The 18,526-nt window shown below is 60.1% G+C and carries 19 protein-coding genes; 14 read left to right on the top strand and 5 right to left on the bottom strand.

Going from position 1 to position 18,526, the window contains the following annotated elements; genetic code table 11:
• Positions 1 to 61 precede the first annotated feature (61 nt).
• Positions 62 to 1,432 carry an allantoinase AllB gene (gene allB, locus G6M89_RS19840; RefSeq protein ID WP_165163629.1) on the top strand — a complete coding sequence of 457 codons (1,371 nt, stop codon included), beginning with the start codon at positions 62 to 64 and terminating at the stop codon, positions 1,430 to 1,432.
• Between the two features lie 28 nt (positions 1,433 to 1,460).
• On the opposite strand, the gene G6M89_RS19835 is transcribed toward allB, so the two are convergent.
• The 3 genes from G6M89_RS19835 to G6M89_RS19825 all read right to left on the bottom strand — a co-directional run bounded on the left by G6M89_RS19835 (position 1,461) and on the right by G6M89_RS19825 (position 3,372).
• Positions 1,461 to 1,790, bottom strand: coding sequence for a type II toxin-antitoxin system PemK/MazF family toxin (locus G6M89_RS19835; protein WP_165163628.1), 330 nt, complete (start codon positions 1,788 to 1,790; stop codon positions 1,461 to 1,463).
• Complete coding sequence (locus G6M89_RS19830; protein WP_165163627.1) at positions 1,791 to 2,150, bottom strand: helix-turn-helix domain-containing protein; 360 nt, start codon at positions 2,148 to 2,150, stop codon at positions 1,791 to 1,793.
• A 151-nt stretch (positions 2,151 to 2,301) separates the two neighbouring features.
• Positions 2,302 to 3,372 (bottom strand): quinone-dependent dihydroorotate dehydrogenase, encoded by a 1,071-nt coding sequence (locus G6M89_RS19825; protein ID WP_165163626.1) that lies wholly within the window; start codon positions 3,370 to 3,372, stop codon positions 2,302 to 2,304.
• A gap of 492 nt (positions 3,373 to 3,864) precedes the next feature.
• Between G6M89_RS19825 and G6M89_RS19820 the strand changes: the two genes are divergently transcribed.
• From G6M89_RS19820 to G6M89_RS19780, 10 genes are read left to right on the top strand one after another with little or no spacing between them, the layout of a single operon-like run.
• On the top strand, positions 3,865 to 4,923 hold the full coding sequence (locus G6M89_RS19820; protein WP_165163625.1) for a monovalent cation/H+ antiporter subunit E: 1,059 nt from the start codon (positions 3,865 to 3,867) through the stop codon (positions 4,921 to 4,923).
• Positions 4,916 to 5,200 (top strand): cation:proton antiporter, encoded by a 285-nt coding sequence (locus G6M89_RS19815; protein ID WP_165163624.1) that lies wholly within the window; start codon positions 4,916 to 4,918, stop codon positions 5,198 to 5,200. The genes G6M89_RS19820 and G6M89_RS19815 overlap by 8 nt, the downstream gene beginning before the upstream one ends.
• A complete protein-coding gene (gene mnhG, locus G6M89_RS19810) occupies positions 5,197 to 5,520 on the top strand; it encodes a monovalent cation/H(+) antiporter subunit G (RefSeq protein WP_165163623.1) in 324 nt (107 codons plus the stop codon). The genes G6M89_RS19815 and mnhG overlap by 4 nt, the downstream gene beginning before the upstream one ends.
• Positions 5,517 to 6,167 carry a hydrogen gas-evolving membrane-bound hydrogenase subunit E gene (gene mbhE, locus G6M89_RS19805; RefSeq protein WP_165163622.1) on the top strand — a complete coding sequence of 217 codons (651 nt, stop codon included), beginning with the start codon at positions 5,517 to 5,519 and terminating at the stop codon, positions 6,165 to 6,167. The genes mnhG and mbhE overlap by 4 nt, the downstream gene beginning before the upstream one ends.
• Positions 6,164 to 6,826 carry an MnhB domain-containing protein gene (locus tag G6M89_RS19800; protein WP_165163621.1) on the top strand — a complete coding sequence of 221 codons (663 nt, stop codon included), beginning with the start codon at positions 6,164 to 6,166 and terminating at the stop codon, positions 6,824 to 6,826. The genes mbhE and G6M89_RS19800 overlap by 4 nt, the downstream gene beginning before the upstream one ends.
• Positions 6,823 to 7,218, top strand: coding sequence for a sodium:proton antiporter (locus G6M89_RS19795; protein ID WP_165163620.1), 396 nt, complete (start codon positions 6,823 to 6,825; stop codon positions 7,216 to 7,218). The genes G6M89_RS19800 and G6M89_RS19795 overlap by 4 nt, the downstream gene beginning before the upstream one ends.
• Positions 7,211 to 8,944 carry a proton-conducting transporter membrane subunit gene (locus tag G6M89_RS19790; RefSeq protein WP_165163619.1) on the top strand — a complete coding sequence of 578 codons (1,734 nt, stop codon included), beginning with the start codon at positions 7,211 to 7,213 and terminating at the stop codon, positions 8,942 to 8,944. Before G6M89_RS19795 ends, G6M89_RS19790 begins: the two co-directional genes overlap by 8 nt.
• Positions 8,944 to 10,779 carry a Na(+)/H(+) antiporter subunit D gene (locus G6M89_RS19785; protein ID WP_165163618.1) on the top strand — a complete coding sequence of 612 codons (1,836 nt, stop codon included), beginning with the start codon at positions 8,944 to 8,946 and terminating at the stop codon, positions 10,777 to 10,779. Before G6M89_RS19790 ends, G6M89_RS19785 begins: the two co-directional genes overlap by 1 nt.
• Before the next feature lie 2 nt (positions 10,780 to 10,781).
• Positions 10,782 to 10,916 carry a hypothetical protein gene (locus G6M89_RS22645; protein WP_255488559.1) on the top strand — a complete coding sequence of 45 codons (135 nt, stop codon included), beginning with the start codon at positions 10,782 to 10,784 and terminating at the stop codon, positions 10,914 to 10,916.
• On the top strand, positions 10,909 to 12,375 hold the full coding sequence (locus tag G6M89_RS19780) for a monovalent cation/H+ antiporter subunit D family protein (RefSeq protein ID WP_165163617.1): 1,467 nt from the start codon (positions 10,909 to 10,911) through the stop codon (positions 12,373 to 12,375). Before G6M89_RS22645 ends, G6M89_RS19780 begins: the two co-directional genes overlap by 8 nt.
• A gap of 113 nt (positions 12,376 to 12,488) precedes the next feature.
• On the opposite strand, the gene G6M89_RS19775 is transcribed toward G6M89_RS19780, so the two are convergent.
• Both G6M89_RS19775 and G6M89_RS19770 read right to left on the bottom strand, forming a co-directional pair.
• Positions 12,489 to 13,682 (bottom strand): recombinase XerD, encoded by a 1,194-nt coding sequence (locus G6M89_RS19775; RefSeq protein ID WP_165163616.1) that lies wholly within the window; start codon positions 13,680 to 13,682, stop codon positions 12,489 to 12,491.
• 163 nt (positions 13,683 to 13,845) lie between these two features.
• Complete coding sequence (locus G6M89_RS19770; protein WP_165163615.1) at positions 13,846 to 15,459, bottom strand: alkaline phosphatase family protein; 1,614 nt, start codon at positions 15,457 to 15,459, stop codon at positions 13,846 to 13,848.
• 181 nt (positions 15,460 to 15,640) lie between these two features.
• Here G6M89_RS19770 and G6M89_RS19765 point away from each other — a divergent pair, with 181 nt between their 5' ends.
• The 3 genes from G6M89_RS19765 (at position 15,641) to G6M89_RS19755 (ending at position 18,424) form a co-directional block, all read left to right on the top strand.
• On the top strand, positions 15,641 to 16,090 hold the full coding sequence (locus tag G6M89_RS19765; RefSeq protein WP_165163614.1) for an RDD family protein: 450 nt from the start codon (positions 15,641 to 15,643) through the stop codon (positions 16,088 to 16,090).
• A 485-nt stretch (positions 16,091 to 16,575) separates the two neighbouring features.
• A complete protein-coding gene (locus G6M89_RS19760; RefSeq protein WP_394352379.1) occupies positions 16,576 to 17,316 on the top strand; it encodes a polysaccharide deacetylase in 741 nt (246 codons plus the stop codon).
• Positions 17,309 to 18,424, top strand: a complete 1,116-nt coding sequence (locus G6M89_RS19755) for a GNAT family N-acetyltransferase (RefSeq protein ID WP_165163612.1) — start codon at positions 17,309 to 17,311, stop codon at positions 18,422 to 18,424. Before G6M89_RS19760 ends, G6M89_RS19755 begins: the two co-directional genes overlap by 8 nt.
• Positions 18,425 to 18,526: the final 102 nt, after the last annotated feature.

The raw sequence follows: 18,526 nt of genomic DNA, 5'->3' as shown, positions 1-18,526 counted from the left end.
ACCGGCATTCGCTCTCGAGTCAACAGAAGCTATATGCCCCCGCCTCGGCAAGCGCATGCCAATGACTGTCGATCTCGTCGTCCGCAACTGTACCGTCGTGACGCCTGCCGGTCGCGAACCCGAGACGGGCGTCGCCGTCGACAACGGGACCATCGTCGCCCGCGGCCGCGACGAGCAACTTCCCGACGCCGAGCGCGTCTACGACGCCGAGGGCGCACTCCTGGTCCCCGGAATCATCGACGGCCACATCCACAACCGCGAACCCGGCCTCGAGTACAAAGAAGACTGGGAGTCCGCCACTCGAGCGGCCGCTGCGGGCGGTGTGACGACCGTTGTCGGCATGCCAAACACCGATCCCGTCATCGACCGGCCCGAGCATCTCGAGCTCAAGTTCGAGCGCGGCGAAGCGTCCACCCATGTCGATTTCCAGAGCTACGCGGTCGTCACGAGCGAGAATCTCGATCTGATTCCCGATATCGACGAGGCCGGTGCGCTCGGGTTCAAAATCTTCCTTGGCTCGACCGTGGGCGATGTCCCGCCGCCGAACGATGGCGAAATTCTCGAGGCAATGGAACGAATTGCACAGACGGGCAAGCGACTCGGCTTCCACGAGGAAAACGGCGAGATCATCGACTACTACACCGAAAAATTCCAGGCTGAGGGTCGAAACGAACCTATCGATCACTCCCACTCCCGACCTGTGATCGCCGAACAGGAAGCCGTCGAGCGGATGATCACCTTCGCCGAACAGACCGGGACGAAAGTCCACATGTACCACGTTTCGTCGGGGTCTGCTGCAGAAGCCGTTGCCCGCGGGAAAGAACGCGGCGTCGACGTGACTGCTGAAACTTGCCCACACTACCTCTGGTTCACCGAGGAAGTCATGCGCGAGAAAGGGAATCCAGCCAGAATTCAACCGCCGATTCGCGATGCCCAGGAACGTGAAACCCTCTGGGAGGTCGGCATTGATGAGAGCGCAATCGACTGCATCGCGACGGACCACGCACCACACACACCAGAGGAAAAGAAAGTCGATGATCCGTTCGGAAACACCTGGGACGCGATTTCGGGCTTCGTCGGCCTCGAGACCGAAGTCCCTGCTCTGCTCACGTTCGTCAACGAAGGACGACTCACGCTCGAGGAGTGGGTCTATCGCCACTCGACCCGGCCGGCACAGGTCTGGGGGATGTACCCACAGAAAGGCTCGCTCCAAGTCGGCACCGACGCCGATTTCACCATCGTCGATCCGGACCTCGAGTGGACGCTTGAAGATGCCGACCAACTCCACTCGAAAAACTGTGTAACGCCGTTTATCGGCGAGTCCTTTACGGGCAAAGCCGTCGCAACCGTTGTCCGCGGCGAACTCGTCGCCGAAGATGGCGAGGTCGTCGGCGAGTCGGGGTACGGGACTCGAGTTCGCGTCGACGAGTAGCGTTTCATACGCGCGCGATACAGGCCAGTTACAGTGACGTATACTCAGACAGTGCGTCGGTAGCATCGACAACAAGGGAGGTATCGAGCGTCCCTTGCTGATTCTCGAGGTCTCGATGTTTGATCGTCGTCACGTACCAGGGAGAGATGTAGGCGTCTTTTTTCGAGCCAGCTTGAACCCATGCGTCAGCAGGAACAGCGATTCCATTGGGATGGCTCTGGGTCGTCATTCCGACGGTGAGACACTCTTCATCCGAAAATGGATGTATCGTGTTGCTTACGACGAGCCACGGCCGGTATGCGGAAGCGGATTTGTGTGGTGCTGGACCCCGCCAGACATCTCCTTGCGTGACAGCCATCTACTCGTCCTCGGTGGGTGTCTCTACACCGGGACCCCATTCGTCAGGGTCTTCCGGACCGAGTCGATCAGTCGCTGCACGAGCGGTTGCCATCGCACTGAGTGTCTTCTCGATGTCTTCGGTATCGGCAATTGCCCAGTACTCGCCACGGTGGCGAACGAGTCCACGTTCTTCTAATCGAGAGAGGACGACGCCAACGCTCCCACGTGCAACATCGGTTGCTTCGTGGATTTCTTTCGGCGTGAATGCTTGATCCGGTGACGTTGAGAGGAACGTGAGGATTTCCTCCGCGTTTGTTTGCCCGCTCGCTCGAAGCGTTTGCACCGGGTCCTCCTCGAACTGCTCGATGTCGATGGGCATACCAGTCGCTATGTAACGGAATGTAATAGCTGTAACGCCGAATTGGAGTGAGACATCTCCGACGTGACGAGGCGCAAAACCCGCGCACCTCGGCTTCGTTATCGCTACACAGGGGCCGCAACACTACCGCTCGACAGTACCATGCTCGCGGTCACTCGAGGTCAGCACCAACGGCGTCTTCAACCGAGTCAAAGCCGTCACGCTTGAGGAGTGCGACCAGTCCGCGATTGATCCGTTTCGCCGTCGACGGCCCCTGATAGACAAAGCCGGTGTAGAGTTGCACGAGCGATGCGCCGGCGCGGATTTTTCGGTAGGCGCTTACGGGTGAGTCGACGCCGCCGACGCCGATGATCGGCAGGTCGCCGTCGGTGTGTTCGGTGATAGAGCGGATCACGTCAGTCGAGCGGTCTTCGACCGGCTTCCCGCTCAGGCCGCCCCACTCTTCGCGGTTGGGCGACTCGAGGCCATCACGACTGGTCGAGGTGTTCGTTGCGACGATTCCGTCGAGGCCGAGTTCCTGCACGATATCGACGAGTTCGAGCACAGCATCGGCGGGTTCGTCCGGCCCGATTTTGACCAGCATCGGCACGTCTGTGTGAGCCTCGTCCTCGAGCGTTTCGAAGATTGTCCGAAGGTGCTCGGGAGAGGTTTCATCGAACTCATCGGGCGTGTTCGGACAGGAGACGTTGACGACAACGTAGTCCGCAAATGGCGAGAGGCGAGTGAACACGCGCCGATAGTCTTCGATGGCTTCGCGTTCGGTCGAGACGTTCATTTTCCCGATGTTGACGCCGAGCGGGAAACTGGGCGTCCCATCGGCCTCGAGTCGGTCTCGAACCTGCGTCATGCCCTGGCCGTTGAAGCCCATCCGGTTGATCATCCCCTCGTCGTCGCGGAGGCGGAACAGCCGCGGGCGGTCGTTGCCAGACTGTGGATGGGGCGTAACAGTCCCGATTTCGGCGAATCCAAAGCCGAGTGCACGGAGTGCGTGGGTGACTTCGGCGTTCTTATCGAAGCCCGCAGCGACACCAACGGGGTTCGGGAAGGTAGTGTCGAACAGGTCGACCTCGAGTGCTGGATGCTCGTACTGGTACGCAGCCGATAACGCCGCTCGCGTCGGCCACGTCGATTGGGCTGCCCGAAGCGTTCGCTTGCCGAGATCGTGAGCCGTCTCGGCAGGGAGTTGGAATGCGAAGGGGCGCACCCGCGAATACAGCGTCATATGTCATCCGTGCGGGTGGCCGGTACGTAAACGACTCGGAGCGGGTCGCCGACACCAATATTGACGAACAGATAACAATTCCTTCGATTCCTCCCTCCATGCGTGCTATTTTCGGGAAATCACAAATGAAATTGAGAGAGAACTCCCGATTGAAAGCCTCGAGACGGCACGGGAGCGAGACAGGAATCGAATGTTCGTCAATTGTTTCGACAAATAAATCTCCGGTTGTTTGGATAAATTATTTATTATAAAATATCTATTCGCGGTCTGGAACATCTATCGAATAGCGAAATAGTTTTCCTACGGCTACCGCTTGAGTCGACTAACAACACGAGTCATGAGTATCCAACGACGGTCACCAGGAGGGATGTGCCGTGGCGGCTAATCGAGTGCGTACACCGCTGTCTGGCCGGGTGGCCGTCCGGCAGTTCGGTGGTGCTGGCACGCGGCCGAATACCGCGCCGGCCGACAGCGACCGCGGAGGTGGTCGATGTGACTGGGGCTGACGGACTTCTCGTGCCGGTCGCACCCTCTGCGACGCTCGAGGAGACCGTTTCCTACGCAGTCAGCGTCGCAACTGAGGGCGACACACCGGCTCCAGTCCACCTCGTATGCACTGTCTCGGGTCACCACGCAACGGACGATCTAGATCAGTACGAGGACGTTCTCGAGCGTGCGACACGACGTGCTCGCGAAGCAGGGCCGGATTCACTCAGTGTGGAATCCGCGCTGCTCGGTGCAGACCGGTACGTCGCCGGCCCAACAGACCACATCGAACTGTTCGTCGAGTACGCGGCCGACCACGGCCTCGAGCGAGTCGTTCTCGATCCGAACTACTCGATCGACGCGACGGCACCGACACTGCAATCGATCGAATCGACATTCGCTCGAACGCCACTCGAGTGTGAGCGCGCCCCGGTTTCGGCGTCGGGCTGGCAGCCGACCAACGGCGAACTCGTTCGAGCCGGCATCATCGGCATCGTTTCATTTGGCTTTTACATCGCACTCGGCGGCCCGACGTACACGTTCGCGCTCTTTTCGGGTGTCGTCGCAGCGGCCATTGCCGCAGCGTTGCTTCGAAATGCTGCCTTTGAGACGACGCCAAAGCCGGTCTCGGCGCTGCAAACAGTTGGGCGTGGACTGGTGTTCGTCCCCTATCTGCTCTGGGAGATCACCAAGGCGAACGTGCTGTTTGCCTACGTCGTGTTACACCCCTCGTTGCCGATCGATCCAGGACTCGACCGGATCGACGCCGCTGTCAGCGATGGTATCTCGGTAACGGCGTTTGCAAACAGCATCACACTCACGCCCGGGACGCTCACGGTCGACGCAGAGGGCCACCACCTGCTCGTCCACTCACTCACACCCGGCGCTCGAGACGATGTTGTCGACGGCGTCCACGAGCGAGCCGTTCGCTACCTCTTCTACGGCCGCGAGGGTCTCGAACTCCCAAGTCCCGGCGAGCGAAATGACGACGAACCGCTGCTCGGCCCGGCGGCGGACGCCGACCGAACTGATGGACACGCCGACGGAGGCACACAGGATGACTGAATTTATCAACACCGTGTTGCTGGGTGCAGCGGCGTTTGTCGTTGTACTCACACTGATCGTTCTCTATCGCGTCCTGGTCGGACCGACGACACACGATCGAGTCGTTGCAATCAACGTCATCGGAACGAGCATCGTGATCGTGCTGGCGTTGATCGCGGCTGGACTCGACCGACCAGAGTATCTGGATATCGCGATCGTCTACGCCTTGCTCAACTTCGTGTTGAGCCTCGTGGTCGGTCGCTTTACCTACCGAAGCGGGGAGGTTGACTGGCGATGACGTTGGTTACTGCCCTGATCGTCCTGTTCGTCGCAATCGGCGTCTTCTTCACGTTCGTTGCGGCCGTCGGGATGATCCGCCTGCCTGATGTCTACACCCGTTCACACGCAGCGACGAAAGCAGACACCCTCGGCGCAGGCTTTGCAATCCTCGGCGTTGCCGTCTACTTCGGCACGTCCGGCGAAGTCCTACGTGCGCTGTTGCTCATCGTGTTCATCTACTACACGAACCCCACAGCAGCCCACGCAATTACTCGCGCCGCCTACAGCCAGGGAATCGATGTCTGGACAACTGACGATAACACGGAGGACTCACAATGATCTGGCTCGAGCTCGGACTGATTGGATTCGTTATCCTCGCGGCGCTGTACGTCGCGTTCGCACGCGACGTAGTCGGAACAATCGTCACGTTCGCAGGGCTAACCCTCGCGATTGCGGTGATTTGGGTCCTGCTGGCTGCCCCTGACGTTGCGCTGATCGAAGCAGCCGTCGGCGCTGGCGTTACGTCGGTGTTGTTCCTGATCGCCTTGAAGCGAACCACCGGCATCTCGGCCTCTGGTGACGATGACGAAACCGTTTCAGCCGCCGAAACGGCCAACCCGACAACTGACGGCGGCGATGTCGTCACCGACAGCACCGAGACGGCCGGTGACGGCTCGGGTGGCTTCCACCCGCTCAACTTCCCGGCCGCCCTGCTCGTCGCAGCGCTTGCCATCCCGCTTGGCTATACGTTCCTGTCGCTCGATCCAATCGGCGAAACCGCTGCCGTTGCCACGGAGTACGCAAGCGGTGACACGACACCGTACGCGTTCTACCTCGAGAATACGCTCGAAGATACCGGCTTCCCCAACGCTGTCGTTGCAGTGCTCGTTGTCTACCGTGGACTCGACACGCTGGGTGAACTCATCGTCGCCTTCGCGGCGGCCGTGAGCATTCTGATCGTACTCAAACGGGAGGATATCCTATGACGGACGACGATATCGACGACGTCCCGTCCGACGTCGAAGCCGATGGCGGACAGGACGCTGACGAGGAACCGTTTGCCGACGCCTCGAGCGGTGACGAAGAGATCCACGGCTATGCATCGGAGACGCCCGATGACGCCGAGAAACCCGACTTGGGCGCACAGGATGCGGCCGAAGATGCGACAGTCAAACCGGATCTCGAGGAGATCGCTGATGATCCGCCGACGGTCGTCACGCAGAGTCCAGTCGTCAAGACCGCAGCACGGATGCTGACTCCGTTCGTTGTCGTCTTCGGTATCTATCTCACGCTGTTCGGGACGAGCCTTCCCGGCGGTGCGTTCCAGGGCGGGGTCGTGATGGCTTCTGCCATCGTCTTGATTGCGCTCTCGTTTGGCTTCGAGCCGACGCGCCAATGGCTTGACGGACGAGCACTTGCCGGTTTGTTCGTTCTCGGGGCTGGCCTCTTCGGCGGTATTGCGTTCAGTGGAATCGTTGTCGGTGACGCCATGCTCGATCTCGAGGGGTATCCACTCTCGGTCGAGGACATGGTCAAGTTGGTTGAAGTTGCAATCGCCGCGCTCGTCAGCGGCGTCATCGTCGGGGCCGTGATCTGGCTTGCATCCGGTGTCGGTGATGAGCCTGATGGAGGTGAGTCGCTATGATTGAACAGATTGATGCCTATCACTACTATTTCACATCGTTCGCGTTGTTCCTGATCGGAGTGTACATGATGATCGACAGTCGGAACCTGATCAAGAAGGTGATCGGGCTGAATTTCGCCCAGATCGCCGTCTACCTCATGCTGGTGACGATCGGGTACGTTGATGGGGCGACGCCGCCGATTATCGGCTTCGAAGAACCCCACTCGAATCCGCTGACGCACGTGCTCGTGCTGACGGCGATTGTCGTCGGGGTGGCGCTGACCGCACTCGCGCTCGCGCTCGTCATCCGACTCCATTCGGAGTTCGGTACGATTGACGCCCGCGAAATCGAGGCGATGATCGCCGCTGACGAAGTCGATGACGACTCCACTGGAGGTGGCAGCGATGATTGAGCCAACCGTTCTCGCAACCGCGGAGACGACAACCTCGTTCCGTCCAGTTGCGGTGTTGCTCATCCCGCTGCTTGCAGTCGGCCTCATCTTCCTCTCGAAGAACCGGCCGAACCTCCGCGAGGCGTGGTCACTGCTTGCGGGTCTGGCCATGTTCGGTATCGTACTCAGTATGGCCCCGGACGTTCTCAACGGAACCGTCCACGAGGCACACCTCGGGACGTTCGTCGAGGGGATCGACCTCACCTTCCGCGCAGACCGCCTCGGAATGCTCTTCGCGCTGGTCTCGAGCGGGCTGTACGTCCTGACGGCGATCTACAGCATCGGGTACATGCGCGGCCATCACGAGCCGTTCCAGACGCGGTTCTTCGCAATGTTGTGTCTGAGCGTTGGCGCGGCGCTCGGGATTGCCTTCGCTGCGAACATCTTCGTCCTGCTGGTGTTCTACGAGATCCTGACGCTTGCGACGTATCCGCTGGTCGCTCACGACGAGTCCGAGGAAGCCCGTACGTCGGGTTACAAGTACCTCGCGTACGCGCTCACGGGCGGACTCGCGGTCTTCGGTGGAATGATGGCAGTATTCTGGCTCACGGGCAGCATCACGTTCACCCGCGGTGGCATCGAAGGTATCGGCGACGTTGCAGCCTCCGATCCATGGGCTGCACGCGCCGCCTTCGCCCTGCTCGCCGGCGGATTCGCCGTGAAAGCCGGTGTTATGCCAGTCCATGCGTGGCTGCCAAGCGCGATGGTTGCACCAACGCCCGTCTCGGGTCTGCTCCACGCAGTCGCCGTCGTCAAAGCCGGTGCGTTCGGTATCGCCCGAACCGTCATCGATGTCTTCGGTCCGGAGGTCGTCACCGATCTTGGGATTGCTATCCCGCTGACAATCCTCGCTGCGACGACGATCATTATCTCGAGTCTGTTCGCGTTGCGCCAGGATAACCTGAAAGCGCGACTTGCCTATTCGACGATTGCACAGCTCTCGTACATCGTACTTGGACTATCGTTACTGACCCAGATGGGGCTGTTAGGCGGATTGCTCCATATTCCAGCACACGCATTCGCGAAGCTGACGCTGTTCCTCTGTGCCGGAGCGCTGTACGTCGAACTCGATGTCAAGTACATCAGCGAGATGGCAGGCATCGGGAAGCGAATGCCGATTACGATGAGTGCGTTTACCGTCGCGAGCTTCAGTATGGCCGGGATTCCGCTGATGGCCGGTTTCATCAGCAAGTGGAATATCATGGCCGGCGGCGTCGAAGCCGGCGGCGCGTACGTCCTTGTCGTCCCGGTGCTCATCCTCTCTGGTGCGCTCAACGTGGCGTACTTCTGGCCAATTATCTACACGGCCTTTTTCGAATCCGAGGACCAGGCCGGCGAAAAGCCAGTGCTCGACAATCCGTTCGGCGGTCAGCCGGGCGAGCGAGCGTACCGCCCAGATGGTGGCACGCGCGATGACGACCACGACGGTCACGATGGTGACGACCACGACGACGCACACGAAGACCACGATGAACACGAGGACCACGGCCACCACGGTCACGAACAACTCCCGCCTGCCGACGGGTGGCAGCGCTCCAACCTGCGTGGCGGCGAAACGACACTCCTGATGCTCGTTCCACTGATGACGACGGCTACGCTGATGCTCATCTTCGGTATCGCCCCCGACTACATGGGCTTTTACGAGCTCGTTGAGGGAATCGTTGCGGGAACGGAGGTGGCTGCATAATGAACGAGTTGCTCTCGATTCAGCCAGCCCTGATCGTCGCCATTGGCGCACTGCTCGTGCCACTGCTCTCTCGGCGACTCTCCCACGCCGTCGCGACGCTGTCGCTCGTTGCCGTCGTCGCCTGGGCACTGCTCGTCCCCGAGGGAACCGGCCCGACGTACATGTTCATGGGTCTCGAGATAATCACCGTTCAGGTCGATTCGTTCACGCGCCTGATGGCGATTATCTTCGGCGCATTCGGTGCCTCCGCAGTCGCGTACGCCTACTTCGCTGACACCGGCCGACGCCACCTGCTGTGGGGACTCGCCTACGTTACCGCCTCACTGTGGACCGTCACCGTCGGTGACTGGCTCGGCTTAATCATCGGCTGGGAGATCATGGCCATCGCCAGTACGATCTTCGTCTGGCTCTCCGGCGGAACCGCCGTCCGAGCGGGCTATCGCTACGCGATTGCCCACGGTATCGGTGGCAGTCTCTTAATGGGCGGGATTGTCCTGTACTTGCTTTCGACCGGCCTCGAGCCGACTGCCTTGCACTTCGACGAAACCGGGATCGTCGGCAGTATCGAAATTACGGCTGCCGGCATGACGTTCACGCTGGCTGCGGTACTGGCTGGTCTCGGAATCGGTGTTAATACGGCAATGATCGGGCTGCACGCCTGGCTGCCGGACACCTACCCCAAACCGCACGTCGCGACATCGGTGTTCCTCGCGTGTTACACGACGAAGTCGGCAGTGTATGCGGCCTACCGTGCGTTCCCAGAGGGGAACGCAATTCTCGCGTTCGTCGGCGCAGCAATGGCAATCTACGGCGCGAGTTTCGCGCTGGCTCAGAAGGATATGCGCCGACTGCTGTCGTATCACATTCAGTCACAGGTTGGGATCATGCTCGCCGGGATCGGTGTTGGGTCCGCACTTGGCGTCGCTGGCGCGTTCGCCCACCTGTTCAACCACATCCTCTACAAGGGGCTGTTGTTCATGGCTGCCGGCATCCTGATCCTCAAACTCAAAGAGGAGCGACTCGACAACTTCGGTGCGATCGGCACCTCCGCGCCAATCGCACTGGTCGTCTTCCTCGTCGGCGCGATGTCGATTAGTGGCGTTCCTGGCTTCAACGGCTTCATCAGCAAGGGGATGGTGATGGACGCCGCCGACTACGACTTCGCCTCTGATCTCGTCATCTTCGGGGACTTCTCGATCGACATCCTGTTCTGGATGATCGTCCTCGGCAGCATGGGCACGTTCGCGTCGTTCATCAAATTCGGCTACTACGCCTTCCTCTACGGAGATCCGATCGAGATGCCCGACGCGAACCGCGGCCACGCAGTTGTCGCAGGCGCCGTCGCCGCCGCCTGTATCTTCTTTGGCGTCTACTACCAGGCGCTGGTGCCGTACCTGCCAATGGCCGGCGAACTCGAGCTTCACCCCTACTCGTTCGATCACCTGCTGAAAGCCGGCTATCTGGCCGGTGGTGGGATCGCCATCTTCGTCCTCGGACGGCCGATCATCGACCGCCTCCACGGCGGCTTTGACGTCGACCAGATCGCTGATCCGGCGGCGTTCTACGGAACGCGTTCGATTTCGGGTGGCATCGGCGGGTTCTACAACCGCGTCAACGATCTCGTGGTTGCGACCGGCTGGAGCCTCGTCCGAACGGCACACGACCCAAGCACGGCGATTCGAAACGCACTGCCTGAACGCTGGCACGACCGTTACGACCAGCGGTTGCGACAAACACCCGGTAAAACCGGTGGCAAACTCGGTATCGGCTGGACGGTCTACGTCGCAGCCGGCGTGCTCACGCTTGTGCTCACACTTGCCCTCTTTGTCAACTGACCATGAAAGGACACACCTACTCTACGGCAACGACCTCGAGACGGACTGGCGTGGCGGATAGCGAGGACGACCGAGGTGTCGTCGGCGCCGCCGGCGTGACTGGCACGGCCACAGTGGAGGTGGTCATCCGTGGCTGAATACGAGTGGCTTGCGGGAGCAATTGTTCTCTTGCCACTGCTAATGGCGGCGATTCCGATTGCGGCGAGCCTTCGCTGGGACCGCGTCGGCTGGGGGATTGCGACAAGTATCGTCGCGACGACGTTCGCCCTCGCTGCCGTACTGACCTGGGATATCTACACGAACGGCCCGGTCGAGTACACGCTCGGCGCAATCGAGTGGCCCTACGGGATCGAACTCTACGCTGATGAGTTCTCGATGCTCGTCGTCATCCTGACACTCGGGATTGCACTCGGCGTGCTCACCTACACTCGAGTCGGCGGTCCGCGTGGGAACTCCTTCTACGCGGGCTTCCTGTTGCTCACCGGCGGGATGCTCGGCGTCATCATCACGGGCGACATCTTCAATCTCTACGTCTTCCTCGAGATTATGGCGATTTCGTCGTACGCCCTGGTTTCGTCCTCGAAGTACCGCTGGTCGACTTACGCGGCGTTCAAGTACCTGCTGGTCGGCACAGTCGGTGCCTCGTTCTATCTGCTGGGCGTTGCACTCGCGCTGTCTGCGACGGGCACGCTGAACATGCACGACCTCGCTACGCAACTCGCGGTGGCGGGCTACGACGACCCCGTCGTCATCACCGCGTTCGTGCTGATGGGCGTCGGCCTCGCGATCAAGATCGCACTGTTCCCGGTTCACACCTGGCTGGCGGACGCACACGCCTCCGCGCCTGACGGCATCAGTGCCGTCATCTCTGCGTTGATGCCCGCCGTTGCCGTGTATGCGTTCGCGCGAATCATCTTCACCGTCTTCACCCCCGAGTTCCTCGAGGTGAACCCGATGATTTCGCAGTTGTTGCTCGTCGGTGCCTTGCTAAGTCTCTTTGCGGGGAGCTTCTTCGCACTGCTGCAGGATCACATCAAACTCGTCCTCGCGTACTCGACGGTGTCGCAGTTCGGGCTCATCCTCATCGGCATCGCCGTCGCGAACGAAACCGCGATGTTCGGCTCGATGTTACAGCTGTTCGGCCACGGCATCGTCAAAGCCTCGCTGTTCCTGCTTGCAGGGATGTTCGCCCTGCGATTCGGCGGTATCCGGACTGTCGATGAGTACGCCGGCCTCGCAAAACGAGCGCCGATTATGGCGGGTGCGTTTGCCGCACTCGGGATTGCGATGATTGGACTGCCGCCGACAGTCGGGTTCGTCGGCAAGTGGTACATCGCACTCGGTGCCTTCGAGGAAGGACTGTGGATTATCTCGGCGCTCGTCCTCGGCAGCACGCTGCTGTCGGCGGGGTATATCCTCCCGTTCCTCAACCGGATCTACTTCCACCCATTCGATGGGGAGGACGTCGATCCGACTGCGATCACCTACGGCATGGTGATGATCCTGGTCATCGGTGCCGGACTTGGCCTCACGCTCGGGTTCGTCTCCGCTGAGATCCAGACGTTCCTCGATGCCGCTGTCTCCCGTCTGGTCTAAGCACCACTCCCCACTTTTTGCTGCGTGTCCGAGTTGCGGTTGAGCGATAGGCGGACGTTCTCGCTCGAGAAGCCTCTGGATCGATTTAGTAAGTGCCGAAAAGCGACAGGGGACTACGTCTCGTCACTCGAGGAGCGATCCGTCGGTTCGACGGTAACGATCGAATCGTCTTCGTGACGGACTGCAATCGACCGCTCGGTGAGGGCGGCCCGAAGCATCGGTTTCGAACCCGACGACTCACGTCGATGGTCGTCAGTCACGCGATCACTCCGAACGCCTCGAGGCGTCAGGTAATCGCCGTCAACCTCGAGGCCGGCATCCGAGCAGAGCCGTTTGAGAACTGAGCGCGCGCCTTCGGTCGTGATCGCTGGGGGCGCAATGGCGCGTTCACGGGCAAGTTCCGTTGCCGTGTGCTCCTCGAGGAGCGCCTCAATTTCGTCGTCATCGTGGCCGCGCTGTCTAAGTGTTTCTCTGACTTGACGGGCAATCGACGGTGCGTGACGAGTTGGAAACAGCGGCCAGTCGTTCGACGGTGGATCGAGGACGACGCCGTATCGGCGAAGCGGCGTTCGAGCAGGTCCGAATAAGGTCACGTCCTCGTAGCGCTGGGACTTGCCGAGGACGCGAATCGTCCCCGCATAGAAGTCGACATCGTCCCAGGTTGCCCCCGTCCGGCGATCATCTTCGGGGACGCGAAACAGTTCCGACCCTCGGACGGGCGAGTGTGCGAGCAGGGCTACCATCGCGTACTCGCGCAGTCGCGTGCGGCGTTCGTCGCGCTCGAGTCGTTCGCGATCTGCGTCGAGCGAGCGCGTTCGGACGTAAGCCTCGAGTTGTCGGCGCTGGGCCGCGCTCCAGCGGTCAGTCTGTGCGTTATCGCCAGTTTCTGAATGTGCACTCGGTAGTGCGGCTTCGGCGTGGTCCGCTGCGGCGGGGTTGTCAGCAACGATGCCGCCGCGAACGCACCACGAAAAGAACGCTCGGACGACGGCGTAGTAGGTGTGGACCGTCGACGTTGTGTACTCACCACGGTCAGCGCGCTCGCCCAACTCGAGGGCATATGCGCGCATGTGGTCCGCCGAGAGGTCAGCAATCGCTCGGACGTCGAATTCGTGCTCGAGCCATTCGGCGAATCGGCCCAGTATCGAGCCGGCTTTGGCCGCGTACGTCCCGACGCCAGCCGTTTCCGGATCGCCGTCGCCGAGCGCTTTTCGCTCGAGGTAGACGTCGATGGCATCTGCGAGTGCAATACTGGTCGCGGTTGCGTCCGCGTCCGCGTTTGCCTCCCCAGCGCTCCGGTCGGTCACGGTTCGGTCACCACCGTTGTGGACTGTCGGATAACTCGGTGTCGACAGCCAGTCACGCCACAGCGAGTCATCTGTTCGTCTGCCAGTGCCCGCCCCACTCCAATCGGTGTTTCGGTCTTTGCGGAGTGAAACAAAACGACAACGATGTGACTAACACGTGGAATTACTCGAGATAGCCAAGATCTGCGAGTCGGTCTTCGACGGCTGCATCGGCGGTATCGACAGTGTCGGTCTCTCCACGTCGAGAATAGGATTGTACTCCTGAGGACTCAACACAGGGAAGCGCCTGGCCGTCCATCTGCTCGTCGATCGGCACACCGAGTGAGGCGAGGACGGTCGGTGCGACATCAAAGAGATGTGCGTCCTCGAGGCCGCGTGCCTGATTGATCGCGGTGCCACGCGCAGCGAACGTCCCTTGCAGTTTGTGATTCCAGGGCTCGGTCGGCGGCCCGAACTGTTCCTCTCGCAGCGTCGCCGAAATGAAGTGTTCGAAGTCCGCGGGGATCGTGACGATGTCGACGGCGTGTTCGGCTTCGGGGCCATGGAAGTACTCCTCGCGCGGGCGAACCGTTTCGAACACAGGCTCCCCGTCCGGTGTTCGCGCAGAGCGCAAGGCATCGATGATGTGCGTCCTCACAGTTTCGTACTCCGCTTGCGGGACCACGCCGTTCGGTTCCCGTCCCTCGAGATTGAGCCGAACGCCGAGTTCGATGCGCGAGCGGACGTACGCCCTTGAGTCAGGGAAGGAAACCTGTGTTGCACCCGCACTGACCAGACTAGCCGGTGCGTGCGATGCGACGAGGTCATCGATGCCAAGACGCTCGAGGACGGCACCGATACGCTGGCTGGTGAGCCCAACGCGGGCCGCACTCGCCATCGCGCGTTCGGCAACGCCCGGATTGTGTGTCGTCTCGTCTGTCCCTTCTTTGAGCGCCCCGTCTCGGACCGTCGCCCACGTCGGCATGCCGTCACCGCCGTTTTCCGTCTCGACGAAGCCCTCGCGGCGAAGATACTCGTTGACGCGGAACTCCTGGCCCTCGTAGGGCCCCATCCCGTGATCGCTGGCGATGATGACGGTGTCCGGATCGTGGGTCTCGAGAATCTCCTCGAGTTGGCGGTCGACCTCGCGATAGATCTGGCGGATCGCCGCGTCGTTGTCGGGCTCTTTGTGGAAAATCGAGTCCGTCCCCTGAAATTCAATAAAACCGAACTCGGGGTCGTACTCGTCGGCAAGATAGCGAAACGCCTCTCCGCGCATGCGCGCACACTCACTGTAGGCGTTGCCGAGGTCGTCGGCCTCCTCGTCGGGATAGACGCGATACTCGCCGATTTCCTCGCGAACCTCCTCGAGCAGGCCGGCTGGATGGCACTCTGGGTCTTCTGGGGCGGTATAGCCGGGGATCAACGCACCGTCGAACGCTCGAGCGGGATGGGTAACGGGAACGTTGACGACGACGCTCGTCATATCGTGTTCGTCGAGCAGTTCCCAGATCGCTCGTTCGCGCACGTCGCTTGCGTTGACGACATCCCAGTCGTAGCCGTCGAACGAGAGAAAGCCGAAGACACCGTGTTTACCGGGGTTCTTCCCCGTGTAGAGAGAGGGCCACGCAGACGCCGTCCAGGGTGGAATCTGTGACTCGAGGGGGGTACTGACCCCCTGCTCGTAGATCGACTCGATTGTCGGCAGCTCGTCGTCGTCGAACATCGGTGCGAGCACCCGATCGCACGCGGCGTCGACGCCGACGAGCAGCGTTTGTAAGGAGGTTCCGTCGTCCATCGACTGTGTCTGTACCAGCTCAGCCCTTGGTTATGCGTGCGGTTATCGGTCGAATCCACTCCCTTCGGCGCTGAGTCGCGCAGACGAGTCTATGCTGTGTTTCCGTGAGACTGTCAGTCACATGTTTCGCCAGCAGAAATGAATCCATGCCACTTTATGGAATCCGTTGACCAGTAGCGGTATGGCCAGGTACGACACCCGTGGTTCCGGACGCCGACACGCAGGATTGCTGGCTCGTGGCCTCGCATGGCTCGTTGACGGTATCATTGCGACGATTCTCTTACTCGCACTGTTGGTCCCAACGGTCTCTGTGTTTGGGCCAAGTGAATTGACACTCGAGGCTGCAGAGGGACTCGGGTCGCTCGTCGGGCTCGGCTTTCTCTTTGTCTACTACTGCGGGACAGAAGCCGCGTGGGGCCAGACCCCCGGCAAGGTGGTACTCGGGATTCGAGTCGTCACGCTCGAGGGACGCCAGTGTTCAACCGGTGGTGCAATCGTCCGCAACGTGACGAAAATCCTCGGGAGTACGGCGCTGCTACCGGTCCTCGTCGCCATTGTGTTGATTCTCTCGACGGAGAACAACCAGCGCCTCGGCGATATCTTTGGTAATACAACCGTTGTGAAGATGTGAGCTGCCCCCCGCCACGGCGATCGACTGTCGACCTATGGCGCATTGGACGGACTTTTAGCAGGAAGTTCTCGAGCATGCGGTGAATTAGTACCCTGATCACGGATAATGGTGTTCCATCTACATTTTTCACAGAAACAGTTGGTCTGGACTGCTGAGAAATGTGTTGCTTATCTCACCAGTTCTTGTTTCGTCCCAAACTATGAGAATTGAAGCTTCACCCTCCCCGAACTGTCGACGTTCGAATTGGAAGCATCACCTTAACTAATCACTCGGAACTGCTTCCTCCGGATATGGGCACAGTTGTCGTCTCTCTCGATTCTGAACTTGCCTGGGGATTTCACGATATGCGATTTCCCCCGAAGCGACGAATCAAGAATAGCCGACACGCGTGGAAACTGATCATTGACCTATTCGATCACTACTCAGTTCCCGCAACGTGGGCTGTAGTCGGCCATCTTCTGTTCGAGGATTGCGACGGCGATCACATGGACCACCCTGCAGGTGGGACCGGCTGGTTCGATTCAGATCCTGGGGCCGACAGTGCGGACCGCGATCGTTGGTTCGCACCAGACCTCGTCGATGCAGTTGACAATGCACGCGTCGATCACGAAATCGGCTGTCACTCGTTCTCTCATGTCCTGTTCGACGATGACCGAACCGATGCCGAGGTTATCGACGCTGAACTCGAGCGCTGTACCGAACTCGCTCGAGATACCAGCCTCTCGTGTTCGTCGTTCGTCTTTCCGCGTAACGTCGTTGGCTTTCGAGAGAAACTCGCAGCACACGGATTTAGCGCCTACCGCGGCGTCTCACCACCACGAGCATACGAAGACTCACTGTTGTATCACCCCAAAAAGTTCGCAACCTATACCACCGGTGACACGCCGCCGCCACTCGTCGACCCAACTGTGGACGAATACGGCCTCGTCAACATTCCCGCCTCGTTCGACCTCTACTCACTCGAGGGACTCGCTCGAAAAGCCGCATTGCGAGTTGGCGAGGAAGACCCAACGGTGAGACAGGCAAAGATGGGTATCGACGCCGCAGCCGAGGAATCTGGCCTCTTTCATATCTGGCTCCATCCGAACAACCTCGTCTACGAGCACGATTTCGAGCGCCTCCGGGCGGTCATTTCCTACATCGCCGAACAACGCGACCGCGGACGGATCACCGTCGAAACGATGGCAGACGTCACGCAGCGAACACTGGAGACCCACCATGGCTGAAACAGACACATATACGATTCGACGATTCCGCGCGACCGACCTCGAGGGCTACTGCTCGCTGTACGAATCTGTGTTCGGCTCTCGTCCGGACGACGAGTGGTTTGCCTGGAAGTACCGAAACAATCCCTACGCGGACCACGTTCCGATCTATCTCGCGGAAGGTGACGGAGAGATCGTCGGCGCTCGATCGTTCTTCGCACTTCCAATTCGAGCCGACCGAGAAACATTGCTCGCGTTCCAACCATGCGATACGATGGTCCACGAGGATCATCGTCGACAGGGACTGTTCACGCGAATGACTGAAGCCGCGATTGCAGACTATCAGACGGGCGCACCCGATCTCTGTTTTAACTATCCCAACAGCAGAACTCGAGCCGGCAACAAGAAACTCGGCTGGCGAATCGTGGCTGAAAAAGACCAGTACTACCGAATGCAAAATCCCGGTGCAGTTGCTCGGTCTGCCGGCACTGGACGAGCAGTTGAATTAGCCGCAAGCGCAGCGACACCGCTTGCGAACGGCTACGCAGCCGCGCGATCAACGCTCTCACAGCTTGGACAGACAAAGAGAGCGGTCACGCTCGAGCGCCACGAAACGGCCCCAATTAACCGGCTTACGTCGCTGTATCACGACTCGAGGCCCGACGTGTTTCACGTCCCCCGTGACGAGCAACTTCTGCGATGGCGGCTGCAAAATCCAAACTGGGAGTATTCGACGTATCTCGCGACAGTAGATGGGCAAGACGTTGCTGCAGTTATCACAGGCACGCAAACGTCTGGCGGGCTCACAAAGACGAGCATCTTCGATGTGCTCACACGCAACGGTGAGCAAACAGCCGTGCTTGACCACATTCTAGCTGCCGTGTGTCAGTACAACCGACGTGTCGACCTGATCGTCGCACTCGGCGGGTCGATCCCCCGCGAGACGCTGATGAATCGTGGCTTCCTTCCGGATAACACACTGCCGCTCTCACCGATTACGGAAACGACGACGCAGATGGTCCGCCCGCTCATGGCCGATGAGACCACGTGGACGCTCGGTGAGCACGACTGGGCAGTCGATGATCCGACAAACTGGAAAACGAGTTTCATCAGTCACGATACAGAGTAAGAACGACAATTGGTTCCGTACCGGTCAATCGTTTTTGCTCTCTTCTGTTTTGCAATTCCCGCTCACGGCGTCTGTGTCGAACCCCCTCTGTTCTGCCGTCGA

Source organism: Natronolimnobius sp. AArcel1 (genome assembly GCF_011043775.1).
Lineage (GTDB): Archaea > Halobacteriota > Halobacteria > Halobacteriales > Natrialbaceae > Natronolimnobius.
This window is presented reverse-complemented; position numbering and strand designations above follow the sequence as displayed.